Source organism: Candidatus Leptofilum sp. (assembly GCF_965223285.1).
Taxonomy (GTDB): Bacteria; Chloroflexota; Anaerolineae; order Promineifilales; family Promineifilaceae; genus Leptofilum.
Window position 1 is genome coordinate 5,016,028 of sequence record NZ_OZ244997.1, and the last position, 13,695, is coordinate 5,029,722.

Below are 13,695 nucleotides of genomic sequence, written 5' to 3' on the forward strand. Positions count from 1 at the left end.
CCGCAATTTAGAATTTTTCTCAATTGCCAACATTCATTTTATTAGAGCAACCTTTCAAAGGTAGAGTAAAAAATGACGAAAAAATATGAACTGTACCAGTCGGCACAGATGCCTTTGCCTGCCCAAACATGGTCTTGGAATATGTATGGTGCGGGTATTGAAAATATTGGCCGCAATGGTCAACCAGAAGCGTTTCCAATTCCAGAACCAGCAGACAATCAGCTATTGGTTCGTGTAGACAGCGTAGGGATGTGTTTCTCTGACGTTAAGCTGATTCGGCAGGGTGGAGGACACCCAAAATTGTACAATCGCGATTTAGCTGAGGAGCCAACACGCTTGGGCCATGAGGCGGCTTTAACCATTATCAAGGTGGGGAAAGATTTGCAAGGTGTTTACCATCCAGGCCAGCGGTTAGCAATTCAACCAGACATTTACCAGGACGGCCGTTCCACTGCGTACGGCTACACAATTCCCGGCGGACTGACGCAATATCACCTCATCGGGCCAGAAGTGCTAGACGCGGATGATGGGGCTTATGTGCTGCCGCTAGAAGATGCGCTGGGCTATGCAGAAACGGCATTGACGGAACCGTGGGCTTGTGTGGAAGCCTCTTACACCCAACGTCGTCGCTTGCAACCTAAAGCTGGCGGTCGGCTGTGGGTCATCGGCCAGCCAGATGATGGGACAGACTACACTTTTTCTGGCGAATTGGCACCGTCTCTTGTGGTGCTGAGCGACGTGCCAGCTAGTGTGAAAACACTCATTCGGCAGAAAGTTGGGCCAAATGTGGAGATTTTCGTGCGGGGCGGGTTACGGCCGTCTGATTTTCCCATCCTCAAAGCTGAGTTAACGGAGGACGAGGGGTTCGACGACATCATTATTCTGTCTCCCAAAAGTGCCAAACTGGTTGGCGAAGCCGCCAAACTGACGGCGTTTCGCGGCACGTTTAACTTGGTGGGGGAGGCGCCTTTGGATGGCAAAGTGGAAATTGATGTTGGACGGATTCATTACCATTACACGGCCTACGTTGGTACGGTTGGCCCAGATATTGCCGCCGCCTATGGTGAAGCCCGCAATCGGTGTGATTTACGCCCGGGCGGTGCGGCCGTTTTTGTGGGTGCGGGTGGCCCGATGGGGCAGATGCACGTGCAGCGGGCCATTGAGTTGAAGGATGGTCCCAGTCTCATTATTGCCACAGAATTGAACGAGATGCGGCTTGCTGCCCTAAAAGATTTGTTTGCCCCGCTGGCCGAAGCCAACGGCAAACAGTTGATTACATTCAACCCAACCACGGCAGATGAACCTTTGCCCGATTTTGTGCGAAATGTAACTGACCAAATTGGCGCAGATGATGTGGTGATTTGTGTGCCTGTGGCTTCTCTGATGGCCGAAGCGGGCACCTACATGGCCCCTGACGGCATGCTGGTGCTTTTTGCGGGGGTTCCTAATGGCACCATGGCCGCACTGGATATGAGTACCGTCTATCTGCACAATGCCCAATTTACCGGTACGTCTGGCTCGGCATTGGCCGATCAGGCAACAGTCATTGCCAAAACGGTAACGGGCGAATTGTCACCAAACCGTTCAGTTGCGGCCGTTGGTGGCATGGAAGCGGCTCGCGACGGTGTAGAGGCCATGATGGAAGGGCGGTATCCGGGCAAGGTTGTCATTTTCCCGCAAATTAGCGGCTTACCACTCATGAGCCTGACGGAGTTGAAAGAGAAATATCCTAACATCGCGGAAAAGCTAGGCGAGGGGGATGTGTGGACGGCCGAGGCGGAAGCCGCTTTGGTAGAAGCGTTCTGGCAGGTTGAGCATGCCTAAAAATCGTAAGCTGCTGCAGCAATACGTTTTGGTGGGCGGCGGGCTGGGCCTTTACTTTGGCTGGTTTTTTCGCCCCGTTCGCGAACCAAATTTTGCTGTGGCGGTAGCGTTGGCCCTGTTGGCAACGGCCGTTCTCACCACAATCTCCCTGCTTAAGAAAAATCGACCGCCTGTTGGTGAACTGGGGAGAACGGCCGTTATCACCTTCTTCAAATTTGGGGTGATTCTGGCATTGCTGGAAGTGCGCCATTACGTCTACGATTTTGGTGGTAGATGGCTGGTTATGCTGTTCACAACCGTGCTGGGTGCCATCGGTGGCTGGTGGTTGGCACAAACCGATCTACAAAAAACGAGGGAAAATAGATGATTTACACGGTTACCCTGAATCCGGCTGTTGATCGAGAACTGACCGTGGCTGATTTTGCTTTCGATACCGTGCTGCGTGCCAGCGATGCCCGTGTGGATTGTGGCGGCAAAGGCTTCAACGTTTCCCGCATGTTGGCCGCGTTAGGGGCAAAGAGTGTGGCTCTCGGTTTTGCTGGTGGCAAAAGTGGTGAACTGTTGGCAGAGATGTTGGCTATGCTAAACGTTGAGACAGCGTTTACCTGGATTGAAGGTGAAACCCGAACCAATGTGAGTATCGTCACTGAGCATCATGATCGCTATCTCAAAGTAAATGAATCTGGCCCCACCATTTCTGAAACGGCGCAGGCAGCCTTGCTCACGCAGATTGAGCAGCTTGCCAAACCAGGCGATTGGTGGGTGTTGGCAGGCAGCTTGCCGCCTGGCGTGCCGAATACCATTTATGCTCAACTGGTGCGTCTGATTCAGTCGCATGGTGGACAGGTCATTTTAGACACAAGCGGCGCAGCATTGCTAGGTGGATGTGCTGCGGGTGCATTTCTTATTAAGCCAAATGATAGTGAAGCTGAAAATATAAGCGGCGTCGCTATTGATTCACTGCTGGATGCCGTTACGGCCGCTCATCAAATTCAGCAAATGGGACCCCAAAATGTCGTTATTTCGCTGGGCAAATCGGGAGCCATTTTTAGTGATGGAGAGACGGCTTGGCTCGCTGAATCACCGGTCATTAAAGAGAGCAATCCAATCGGAGCTGGAGATTCGATGGTTGGTGGACTAGTGTATGGCATTAGCTTAGGAATGCCAGTGTCAGAAGCGTTACAGTGGGGCATTGCCTGCGGCGCAGCGACGGCCAGCCTGGCGGGAACGGCCGTTGGCACGTTGCCAATGGTTGAAGATTTGTTAAAGCAAGTCAAAATCAAGCAGTTTATCTAGTGTCAGGATTTGCATAATTTGACATAAAGTTTATCAGGTTTGTGTAAAGTTCACACATATCAAAAAATGGAGAGACAAATGTCGTCTTTTACTGTGGAAGAGGAAAAACAGTATTCAGAAAGCAGCGAGGCGGTTTATGCAGCCGCGTTGGGAGCGATTGAAGGGCTGCAGGGGAAAATTGAGAAGCAGGATGCAGCCGCTGGCACTATCTCAGTTCGCTTTGATAAAAAGATATTGGGTAAGGTACTTGGGGATCGTACCCATATGAATGTGACGGTTGCTGGTGAAGGTGGGGGAACGGCCGTTGCTGTTGAAATTTATCCATTAAATGCAGTCGGGCAAAAATTGATGTTTGGCGCACGAAAAGGTGTCTCGCGCACGGTTGCCAACTGGTTTTATGCCCATCTAGAACACAGGTTATCCACCTAAATCTCCTTATGGGTGCCAGCTACTTTGCCGTGGCTGGCACCCCTCCTTCAACCGATTATTCTATCGGTGCCCCTAAATTTGTTTTTTCCAGGTTCTCTCCGACAATAGGTGCGGATTCATAAGATTTTCGGCTCACCCACGGAGAAGAAACCCATGATCACACAAGAGACGTACAGCCAGAGCTTTTTACAGCTCCTGGCGCAACAATATCCCTCAATTCAGGCGGCCTCAATGGCCATTATCAACCTCAGTGCCAATCTGGATTTACCCAAAGGAACCGAGCATTTTATTTCAGATGTGCATGGTGAGTATGAAGCATTTTCGCACGTTCTCAAGAATGGGTCTGGCTCTATCCGGCGCAAAATTGAAGAGATTTTTTCCAATTCGTTGCTGGACGACGAAAAACGGAACCTGGCCACGCTCATCTATTATCCAGAGCAAAAGCTGCCCCTCATTCTAAAAAATGTTGAAAATGATGCGGAATGGTACCGGATTACTCTGTTTCGGTTGATTAAGCTGTGCCGTGAAGTCTCTTCTAAATACACACGTACGGCCGTTCGCGAAGCGCTCCCTGATGACTTTGCCTTTATCATCGAGGAGTTGCTGCATGAACAAGAAAGCGTGGCCAACAAGCAGGAATATTATCAAAGCATCATCGAAACCATTATTTCCACCAATCGGGGCGATGCCTTTGTGGTGGCAATGGCTGAACTGATTCAGCGGCTGGCCATTGCCCGCCTGCACGTGATCGGCGATGTGTACGATCGGGGGCCCGGGGCACACATCATCATGGACAAGCTGCTGGATTACCACGCCGTGGATGTGCAGTGGGGCAACCACGACATTTTGTGGATGGGAGCCGCCGCAGGCAGCGAGGCGTGCATTGCCAACGTCATCCGCATCTGTTTGCGGTATGGCAACATGGAAACGCTGGAAAATGGGTATGCCGTCAGCATGCTGCCGCTGGCATCGTTTGCCATGGAAACATACGCAGACGATCCTTGCGAGCGGTTTAAGCCCAAAGTATCGACCGATGAGTTTACGCAGAGTGAAATCCAGCTCATGTCTAAAATGCAGAAGGCAATCACCATCATTCAGTTCAAGCTGGAGGCACAAATAATTCAGCGGCGCAAGCATTATGGCATGGCAGATCGGTTACTTCTGGACAAAATAGATTTTGACAACGGTACGATTTGCCTGAATGGGCAAGATCACTCCCTGCTGGATACCCACCTACCCACAGTTGATCCCGATGATCCCTTCCGCCTCTCGGAGAAGGAGAAGTCGGTGTTGGAGCGGCTGCGGATATCTTTTGCCAACAGCGAACGGCTGCAAAAGCACGTTCGGTTTTTGTATGCCAAAGGCGGCCTGTACCTCATTTACAACGGCAATTTGCTTTACCACGGCTGCATCGCCATGAATGAAGACGGTTCTTTTGCCACGGTGCGGGTGGATGGCGAAACGTTCGAGGCCAAATCATTCATGGATCGGCTGGATCGGCTGGCGCGACAAGGGTATGTTGCGTCCGATCCGGAGCAAAAATTATACGGCCAGGATGTGATGTGGTATTTGTGGAGCGGGGCGCATTCGCCGCTGTTTGGCAAGAAGAAGATGGCGACATTTGAACGGTATTTTTTAGCCGACTCGGCCACGCACCAAGAGGGGAAGAATGCGTATTATGCCTTGCGGGATAAGCCGGAAACGGCCGTAAAAATTCTGGAAGCATTCGGCCTGGACCCCAATACTGCCCGCATTGTGAATGGGCACGTGCCAGTGGAGGTTAAGAAAGGGGAGAGCCCGGTGAAGGCAAACGGCCGTCTCATCGTCATAGATGGCGGTTTTTCCAAAGCGTACCAGGACAAGACGGGCATTGCGGGCTACACGCTCATCCATAACTCCTACGGCTTTTTGCTGGCCTCCCATGCCCCGTTTGAGTCTACCCAAAAGGCAATCGAAGAGGGGCTGGACATTCATTCCAAGACGGAGATTTTGGAGGCTAACTTTACACGCATTCGCGTACGTGACACCGATGAAGGCCGCCAAATTCAGGCAAAAATTCACCAGTTGCAAGCGTTGTTGGCAGCTTACCGCGAGGGTGAGATTAAGGAGCAGTAGGGTAAAAGCGTGCTTTTACGCTTCATTGCGAGCTTGTTGGTAAACGGCCGTTAACGCCGCCGCAATTTGTTCTGTCACCGCATCATCTTTGTCGCGTCTGCTCACGAAGATCGGTTCCCCAAAGACCAGCCGCAGCCGAGCAAAAGGAAAAGGAATCAGATAATTGTCCCAGCGGCGGAGGGCGTAGCCTGCTTTGGTAAAGCCGCCCACAGGAATAACGGCCGCTTCTGCTTTTCGCGCCAAATAAGAAGCCCCCGCTTTTGGTTCAAGGGCTGGGCCGTCTGGGCCGTCTGGGGCCAAAAATGAATCCTTGCCCTTTTTCATAGCCTGAATGATTCGTAACACCTTGCGTCCCGCTTCCATCGGGTTGCCTTGCATATCCACGCCATAAGGGGTGGCTCCTAGTGTAGCGGCAAAGCTGCTCAAAATATTGCCGCGTGGGTCGCCGCCCAGGGTGACAATGGCGAATTTTTCGCCGCCAATAAAGCGGACTGCATAGGTGACAAATGTTGACAGTTGCTCATGCCAAAACAGCCATAAAAGCGGCCGTTCGCTGGCGAATGCTTTGCTAAGGTTGGCTCTCCCTTCAATTTGCCAACGCACGGTGCGCGCCAGCAGCCGGTGATACAGTGCCAGGGCATTGCCCTGAAATTCCAATGATCGTTCTGATAAGGATGTCATACAGTTCTTTAACCTAGACGTAGATTCTTTTTGCGAAGGCACAGTGAAACCAACGCAATAAATCTGCGATAATCTGTGAAATCTGCGGATTATTTATGGGAATGGTTTTTCGTAGTAGTTGGCGGCGGCTTGCAGGGTAACGTGATGCAGTTGGTGGGTGAGATGATTGGCAACGGCCGTTCCCTCTGCATCTTTTGCCACCACCAGCGGCTCGCCAATCTGGATCGCTATTTTGCTAAATGGATACGGCATGACGTATCGATCCCAACGAGGAACCCGGTAGCCTCGCCGCGCATAGGCACCAACAGGCAAAATGGTGGCATCGGCCTTTTGGGCAATGTACGTGATACCCGGTTTGATAACGTAGGACGGACCTTCTGGGCCGTCTGGCGTAATGTACGCATCCCGGCCAGCTTTTACCTGTCGGACCAGCTTGGCCAACTGTCGCGCCGTGGCCATGCTGGCATCCCCATGCAGGTTCATGGGGTAGGGTGTAACGCCTAGCTTGCTGGCGAATACCGTCAGCGTTGTGCCGCGCCAATCATCGGGCAGAATCAGAACCAGCCGGGACAAATCGTAATGATTGCCGAAGAAGCCCACCAGCATCATGGTCATGCCGTGCCAGGCGGCAAAAATAATCGGCCGTTCTCGTTCTTGAGCGGCGCGTAAATGCTTCAGGCCGGTCACCTGAAAGTTGCTCCAGCGGCTGGTCATGCGTGCCCAATTGTGCAGGATCGCGCCGCTCATCTTGTCTTGCCAGGTAATCGTTGCCTTACTCATTGATCTGCAAATAACCGGCTCGCGCCAGCCCCCAGCCAAGATAAATCGTATTCCAAAAATGCCACGCTTTGCCAAACGTTGCCCAGGCAATGGTCACCGCAAAAAGCACCAACAGCGTGCCAATGCGTACCCGGCCCTTAAACACGCCCCGGAAGGAAGGGAACGGAATAAGGCTGATCATCAAAATGCTGCAAATCAGCATAATAGGCATGAGCCAGCCCGCTGGCAGGGGGACGGTCAAAATCGTCATGTCAGACACAACCGCCAACGCCAGAGTAGCTCCGGCAGACGAGATGGTAAGTCCAGCAGAATCACCGCGCCCGCTGGCTTTGGGTGGCAGCAAATTAAACCGCGCCAGCCGGTACGCGCCAGCCAGCGCAAAAAAGATGGCCAGCACAGCAAGAATGGCAGTTGCGGCGGCATTTTCCAAATACAGATACATAAAGGCCAAAACGGCAGGGGCAGTGCCCAGGCTGACCATATCGACTAACGAATCGAGCTGTAGCCCGAATTCAGAGCCTGCATTAAGATACCGGGCTGAAGCGCCGTCGAACAGGTCCAAGATGTAGCTAGCCAAGATGAGAATGCCGGCAACAACCAATTCACCTGTGGCGGCCAGCAAAATGGAAACGATGCCGCAGGTGAGGGAGATGAAGGTGATGCCATTGGGGATGAGGTACCGATATCGACTATTCATGGTTCTTCTTCAGTTGAGCGATGGGCGTAATGCCCCCAATCACTTTATCGCCGACTTTGACAAGCATTTGGGCCGTTGGGGGCAAGAAGAGATCGACGCGGGAGCTAAAGCGGATGAGGCCGAACCGTTGGCCGCTTTGCACAACATCCCCCGATTTGAGGTAGTTTAGGCAGCGACGGGCCACAATACCTGCGATCTGTTTGGTGAGAATACGGCCGTATCCCTCCGATTCTGTCACCATCCCAATAAACTCGTTGAGTTCAGACGCTTCTGGCCGGAATGCCTGTAAAAACTTGCCCGGCTGGTGCTCCACCAGCATCACCTTGCCTGCGAGCGGCACTCGCTGCACATGCACATCGGTAATGTCCAGGAACATGCTCATCCGAATGACCTCGGCCTGCAAAAAGCGGTCTTCCGTCATTGTTGTGATTTCCACTACTTCGCCATCGCCGGGGCCAAGCACCAGGCCGGGTTGGGCGTTTATTTGCCGATTGGGATCGCGAAAAAAGTAGAGAATGAGCAGCCAAAGGAAAGCGGCCAGCAGCAAAAACAGCCCAGCGGCCCAGTTAGTAAATTGGAACCAAAGGAAAACGGCCGTTGCTAGTAGAATCGTAAAAAAAGCAATCGTGCCGCCGCCTCCTTCAGCAAAAGGCCAGGCACGATCCTTGCCATAAGTGATCATCGTCAAGAATCATCCGCAGATTTTACAGATTGCGCAGATTAAGAACCTACAACCTGTGAAATCTGCCAAACTGTGGAGATAAGTTTTTTGAAGGTTATCCAAGCGACGGCATTGTAGCATTGCCATTAGGCCGGGGCAAGGTAGCATTGCGCCTGAGGAAAGCTGCGTGATTTTAGAGGTTTCCGCGCAATGCTTAAACAGTTTTAGGTTGGTTATAGATGGTTCTCGATTTGCCATTTCCCCAAACTGTAGTAGGGTGATCATTGCCTAAACATCGTTCGCCGTCGGTACGGCCGTTTGGTAAACTTGCGCCCATGATGAGACAAAAATCGACATTTATTTGGGTGGGATTGGTGGCACTACTTGTGGTCATTGTTGCCCTCTTTTTGGGCAACCGCTTGCTCAACGGGGATGGCAGCCTGCTGCGCAACGTGCAAGTAGACAAAGGTGAAATCAGCCCCAACGCCGACGGCGATACCGATGCCACAACCATCGCCTATGAACTATCGCGCAATGCCACCGTCTCCATCTATTTTGAAAACGAGGCGGGTGACCGTTTTTACTTCCGCCGGGAGAAGCCGCGCGGTGCGGGTGAATACCGGGTGACCTTTAGTGGGGTCGTAGACCCGTACACGCTGCCGGATGATCAGATCGAGGGGGAGATTTTGGCGCGGTTGCTGCAAGACGGCCGTTACACCTGGACCGTCATTGCCACTGATGAAAATGACGTGACAGAGACGCAGCAAGGCGAACTGCGGATTGCAGATGCGGATTCTGTGTTGCCAGACATCCGCGATTTCGCCCTGGACAAAGATACCTTCACCCCCAACAGGGATGGCATTGATGATCGCGTGCAGCCTGTATTTTACCTGATCAAAGATGTGGCTGAGGTTCGCGTCTTTTTGCAGATGCCAGACGGTCGCGAGGTGCATATCAGTGAATTTGAGCAAATAATTGAGCCAAATGCGGAAGGCTGGCACAAATATGATTATGAAGGCGGTGTGGACGAAGGCGCGACGCCACCGACAGATGGCACCTATCCGCTGGTGGTGGTTGCCCAGGATTTGGAAGGGCAGCAAGTGCGCGTACAGGATGAACTAACTATTGAGTTTGGCGGTGTGCCGCGCGTGCGAGTGGTGTCGCCACCTGCTGGGGAAACAGTGGCTTGGGAGACGACGGCCGTTCCCGTGTGCGGCATCTTCAATTTTTCTGTCACGGTAGAAAATTACGGCACCACGCCAATCCGCACTAGTGGGCCTCCGCCTGGTGTCATGTACGACTCAGATTGGAATTACAATACCTTGGGCTGGTTTACCCAACCCGGCGTATTTCGGCTGGGCATTGGCTTTGAAAATGAACTAACCAACTATCCATTTCGCTGGGCACTGGGGAGTGAAGAAGATTTGGAACTGATAGATGGTTTTTATTACCTTATGCCGGGCCAGCGAGCTACTATCACCGGCAGCATCCGTATGGTAGATGATTTCGGCGACCGTAACCCGCAAACTGTATGGGCCGGACTGATCCATGAAGATGTGCAGGTTGTTACATTTTATGAGCGTGTCGATCCCCAAGCATTGACGGTTGATTTACCGAATGAAACCAACCAGCCGGAATGTTCCCCCCGCGACGTGCCGGAGTGGCCGCTGGAGTAACGACCATCACTTGTCATTCCGAACGCAGTCTTCGGAGTGAGGAATCTCTCTGAATGTGCGAATAAGAGAGATTCCTCGGAGGACCTCGGAATGACAAGTGTAAAGATTGCTTGCTCTATTTTGAACTATTCCTGTGTTTGGTTAGCCGTCCGTTAACCAGCGGGGAAACCCATTGGCAGCGTGATGGCGGCACGGTAAACTACGAATGGTTAACAGGAGGTTGCCCAACTGTGCGGCAGCCTCTTTTTTTGGACAGGTAAGACGATGCGACGTTTGTGGGGTTTGGTTTTCATTGGTTTTGCTTTTTTTACAGCATGTGCTTCTTCCCCAGAGGTTCTGGTTGTGACGCGCATTGTACCCAGCGACACGGCCGTTTCACCCCCAGCACCCATCGAAGTGACCGTAGAAGTTCCGGTGGAAGTGACACGCCTGGTGACAGAGACGGTCACTGTGGTAGAGACTGTTGTCCCTGATGTGCCGTCGCTCGGTTCGGCGGAACGGCCGTTCCAACTGCTGTTTGCCCCGGTGGCGGATACGGCCGTCATTAGCAGCCGGGCGCAGGTGCTGGCCGACTGGTTGACGGAGCAATCTGGGCAGCAGTTCCAGGTGGGTTTGCTAGACAATGAACAGCGGATCATTGACCTGATGTGTGCTGCACCCGCCGAGACAATAGGTTTTCTAACGGCCGTTGGCGTGGCATTGGCCAACCAGCAATGTGGGGCGCAGGTACTGCATACGGCCGTGCAGGTCAATGAGATGAGCTGGCAGGCAGGCATGATTGTGGTGCGCCGCGACAGCGAGATCAATGAGCTGGCCGATCTGGATGGCAAAAGCTGGGCCATCCCCAGCGAGAGCAGCATTCCCAACAACTGGTATTTTCAGGCACTGCTGGCTGCGGAAGGGATTGAACCGGGCGAGATTGTTTCTGTGCCGGGCGACAACACCGCGATGCTGGCCGTACTCAATGGCGATGTAGATTTTGCCACCGGCACCTACCTGCCGCCGCTCATGCCCTTTTTAGAGCGTGATTGGGTATTTGGTGAAGATGATCCAGAAATTTGGCGACAGACCGGCGTGTCGCCCAGCCGCAGCGGCATTGGCTTTGTGGTGGTATTGGGCAGGCCAGAAAACGGCGGCTACCGGGTGCGAGATGCTCGTTCTGGCGTTTTCGACACGGCAGAAGAGATATTTGAGGAGACGCGCATCTTAACGTTGAGTGCGCCCATCCCGGCCGCATCGGTGGCCGTTGGCGGCGAATTCCCGATTGGGCCAGCGCAGCAGTTTGCAGACTTGCTAACGGAGTTTGTCGCTTCTGATTTGTGCAGTGACTCTCTGTGTGCGCCAGACTTTTACGGCTGGATTGGGTTGGAAACGGCCGTACCTGCCAACTATGATCCGCTCCACTTTGTCATCGACACGCTGGGCTGGACAGATGAAGCGGTTTTGATAACCGAGTAAGGGCAGCTCGCGAGCCGCCCTTACAGGCGATATTTTTATGATTGATGTAGCCGTCATTATTGTTAGCTGGAACGTGCGGGATTATTTGATGCAATGCCTGCGCTCCGTCTTTGCCGATTTGCAGCGATCCGGGCTGCGCGGCGAGGTGTGGGTGGTGGACAACGCGTCTACCGACGGCACACCCAATCTGGTGCGCGATTTATTCCCCAACGTCCATCTGATTGCCAACCAGAGCAATCCTGGGTTTGGCGCAGCAAATAACCAGGGGATGACCGCCGCCAAACCGCATGCCCCTCGCTACTACTTTTTGCTTAACCCAGATACCAAAGTGCAGTCTGGCGCGCTACTCGAACTCATTAACACGCTGGAAGAGCATTCTGATGGTGGCATGGCCGGGGCGCGGCTGGTGTATGGCGACGGCCGTTTCCAACACAGTGCCTTTTATTTCCCCGGATTGCGCCAGCTGGCCTTCGATCTGTTTCCCTTGCCCGCCCGACTGTATGAGAGCCGCTGGAACGGCCGTTACCCACAAGCATGGCTGGCGCGGGGCAATGAGCCATTTGCTATCGATCATCCGTTAGGGGCTACGATGATGGTGCGTGCAGACGTAGCCGAATCGACCCACGGCTTTGACGAATCGTTTCATATGTATTGCGAAGAAATTGATTGGAGCTGGCGCATTCAGGAGGCGGGCTGGCGCATTTATGCTGTCCCGTCCGCTGAAATTGTGCATTACGGCGGCGAAAGCACGCGCCAGGTGCCAGCTACGTCGGTGATTAACTTGTGGCGGAGTCGGGCGCAGCTCTATGCAGAGATGTACGGCCGTTTCAAGCTGGCCATCGCCAAAAAAATGGTACAAATTGGCATGCGCCGCCGTGCCAAGCAGTCTACCGATCCCCAAATGAAGCAAGCCTACGAAACGATCATCCAAATTTGGAAGGGCATTTAATTTGCCACAGAGGTCACAGAGCGTGAAGAGGAAGTCAAGAAAAATCGGTGCCAATCTGCGAAATCTTTGATACAACTTCCCCATGATCCAAAAACAACAGGAATTAACGGCCGTAATTCTCACCCTCAACGAAGCCAACCACATCACAGAGTGCATCCAGTCCCTTAGCTGGGCAGACCGGGTGGTGGTGTTCGATTCGTATAGCCGAGATGATACGGCCGTTCTAGCCGAAGCTGCTGGTGCCGAGCTGCTGTACTCAAAATTTGAAAACTACGCCCAGCAGCGCAACGCTGCACTAGACAGCCTGCAAACCGACTGGGTCTTCTTTGTCGATGCCGACGAGCGGGGAACGCCAGAGCTAGGAACCGAAATTCGGCGAGTGATGGCAGAACGGCTAGAACGGGGCTGGTACGTGCCGCGCCACAACTACATTTTTGGCAAACTCACCAAGGGTGCGGGCTGGTTCCCGGATTATCAACTGCGGCTGTTTAAGCACGGCCATGTGCGCTATGAGCGGCCTGTCCACGAAGTTGCAGTTGTGGATGGAGAGATTGGCAATTTGCAGCAGCCGCTCATCCATTACAATTATCGGGATGTAGGCCATTTTCGGGCCAAACAGCGGGCTTACACTAGCTACGACGCCTCTATTTTGTACAATGAAGGCATAAAGCCAAAACCACACAACTACATTTTGCAGCCCCTGCGCCAATTTCATTGGCGATTGATCACCTTGGCTGGTTACAAGGATGGTCTGCACGGTTTGCGTCTTAGTTTGTACATGGCGTACTATGAGTGGGTGAAGTACCGTAAGCTAAATTGGTTTTGGCGGAAGAATCGTTGAGAGGGGGCAATTTATGAAACAAGTTGGTGTTGAGTGCCGCTTTGGCGAAGATGGCATTGTGAAAGTGAAGAAGATTTTGCTAGACGGCCGTTGGCAATCAGTGGGGCAGGGGCGGCAATGGGTGGATGAAAACGGCCGTCATGTTCTCATTATGCTGCCAGGGGACGAGGTGAAAGAGCTAATCTTGCAGCCCAGCACGTTGAGTTGGGTGTTGGTGCAGGTAGGTGGAGGAAAGAGAACGGCCGTTTAACGCCCGCTAAACCTGCGCGGTGGGATTAGCGACAACTT

14 protein-coding genes are annotated in these 13,695 nt (G+C 52.9%); 10 read left to right on the top strand and 4 right to left on the bottom strand.

The genetic code is table 11. The features are described 5' to 3' along the window. The first annotated feature begins 72 nt into the window (after positions 1 to 72). The 5 genes from ACOQPU_RS22595 to ACOQPU_RS22615 all read left to right on the top strand — a co-directional run bounded on the left by ACOQPU_RS22595 (position 73) and on the right by ACOQPU_RS22615 (position 5,664). Entirely contained in the window at positions 73 to 1,824 is a 1,752-nt protein-coding gene (locus ACOQPU_RS22595; protein ID WP_420642098.1) for an alcohol dehydrogenase catalytic domain-containing protein, read from the top strand. Continuing rightward, entirely contained in the window at positions 1,817 to 2,191 is a 375-nt protein-coding gene (locus ACOQPU_RS22600; RefSeq protein WP_420642099.1) for a hypothetical protein, read from the top strand. The genes ACOQPU_RS22595 and ACOQPU_RS22600 overlap by 8 nt, the downstream gene beginning before the upstream one ends. Beyond that, the gene (pfkB, locus tag ACOQPU_RS22605) at positions 2,188 to 3,120 is read left to right on the top strand and encodes a 1-phosphofructokinase (protein ID WP_420642100.1); all 933 of its coding nucleotides are present in this window, start codon (positions 2,188 to 2,190) and stop codon (positions 3,118 to 3,120) included. Before ACOQPU_RS22600 ends, pfkB begins: the two co-directional genes overlap by 4 nt. 78 nt (positions 3,121 to 3,198) lie before the next feature. Next, positions 3,199 to 3,549 carry a hypothetical protein gene (locus ACOQPU_RS22610; protein ID WP_420642101.1) on the top strand — a complete coding sequence of 117 codons (351 nt, stop codon included), beginning with the start codon at positions 3,199 to 3,201 and terminating at the stop codon, positions 3,547 to 3,549. A gap of 153 nt (positions 3,550 to 3,702) precedes the next feature. Further along, positions 3,703 to 5,664, top strand: a complete 1,962-nt coding sequence (locus ACOQPU_RS22615; protein ID WP_420642102.1) for a fructose-1,6-bisphosphatase — start codon at positions 3,703 to 3,705, stop codon at positions 5,662 to 5,664. Positions 5,665 to 5,679: 15 nt separating this feature from the next. Here the strand turns inward: ACOQPU_RS22615 and ACOQPU_RS22620 are convergent, their stop codons facing one another. From ACOQPU_RS22620 to ACOQPU_RS22635, 4 genes are all read right to left on the bottom strand, one after another. Beyond that, on the bottom strand, positions 5,680 to 6,345 hold the full coding sequence (locus ACOQPU_RS22620; RefSeq protein ID WP_420642103.1) for a lysophospholipid acyltransferase family protein: 666 nt from the start codon (positions 6,343 to 6,345) through the stop codon (positions 5,680 to 5,682). Between the two features lie 93 nt (positions 6,346 to 6,438). Beyond that, positions 6,439 to 7,125, bottom strand: coding sequence for a lysophospholipid acyltransferase family protein (locus ACOQPU_RS22625; RefSeq protein WP_420642104.1), 687 nt, complete (start codon positions 7,123 to 7,125; stop codon positions 6,439 to 6,441). Then, on the bottom strand, positions 7,118 to 7,822 hold the full coding sequence (locus ACOQPU_RS22630; protein ID WP_420642105.1) for a CDP-alcohol phosphatidyltransferase family protein: 705 nt from the start codon (positions 7,820 to 7,822) through the stop codon (positions 7,118 to 7,120). The genes ACOQPU_RS22625 and ACOQPU_RS22630 overlap by 8 nt, the downstream gene beginning before the upstream one ends. Then, on the bottom strand, positions 7,815 to 8,504 hold the full coding sequence (locus ACOQPU_RS22635) for a phosphatidylserine decarboxylase (RefSeq protein WP_420645863.1): 690 nt from the start codon (positions 8,502 to 8,504) through the stop codon (positions 7,815 to 7,817). The genes ACOQPU_RS22630 and ACOQPU_RS22635 overlap by 8 nt, the downstream gene beginning before the upstream one ends. Before the next feature lie 263 nt (positions 8,505 to 8,767). Here ACOQPU_RS22635 and ACOQPU_RS22640 point away from each other — a divergent pair, with 263 nt between their 5' ends. The 5 genes from ACOQPU_RS22640 to ACOQPU_RS22660 all read left to right on the top strand — a co-directional run bounded on the left by ACOQPU_RS22640 (position 8,768) and on the right by ACOQPU_RS22660 (position 13,657). After that, positions 8,768 to 10,159 carry a hypothetical protein gene (locus tag ACOQPU_RS22640; RefSeq protein WP_420642106.1) on the top strand — a complete coding sequence of 464 codons (1,392 nt, stop codon included), beginning with the start codon at positions 8,768 to 8,770 and terminating at the stop codon, positions 10,157 to 10,159. A 264-nt stretch (positions 10,160 to 10,423) separates the two neighbouring features. Continuing rightward, positions 10,424 to 11,617, top strand: a complete 1,194-nt coding sequence (locus ACOQPU_RS22645; RefSeq protein ID WP_420642107.1) for a phosphate/phosphite/phosphonate ABC transporter substrate-binding protein — start codon at positions 10,424 to 10,426, stop codon at positions 11,615 to 11,617. Positions 11,618 to 11,654: 37 nt separating this feature from the next. Further along, positions 11,655 to 12,566, top strand: coding sequence for a glycosyltransferase family 2 protein (locus ACOQPU_RS22650; RefSeq protein ID WP_420642108.1), 912 nt, complete (start codon positions 11,655 to 11,657; stop codon positions 12,564 to 12,566). Positions 12,567 to 12,648: 82 nt separating this feature from the next. After that, positions 12,649 to 13,407, top strand: coding sequence for a glycosyltransferase family 2 protein (locus ACOQPU_RS22655; RefSeq protein WP_420642109.1), 759 nt, complete (start codon positions 12,649 to 12,651; stop codon positions 13,405 to 13,407). A 13-nt stretch (positions 13,408 to 13,420) separates the two neighbouring features. Beyond that, a complete protein-coding gene (locus ACOQPU_RS22660; protein ID WP_420642110.1) occupies positions 13,421 to 13,657 on the top strand; it encodes a hypothetical protein in 237 nt (78 codons plus the stop codon). Positions 13,658 to 13,695: the final 38 nt, after the last annotated feature.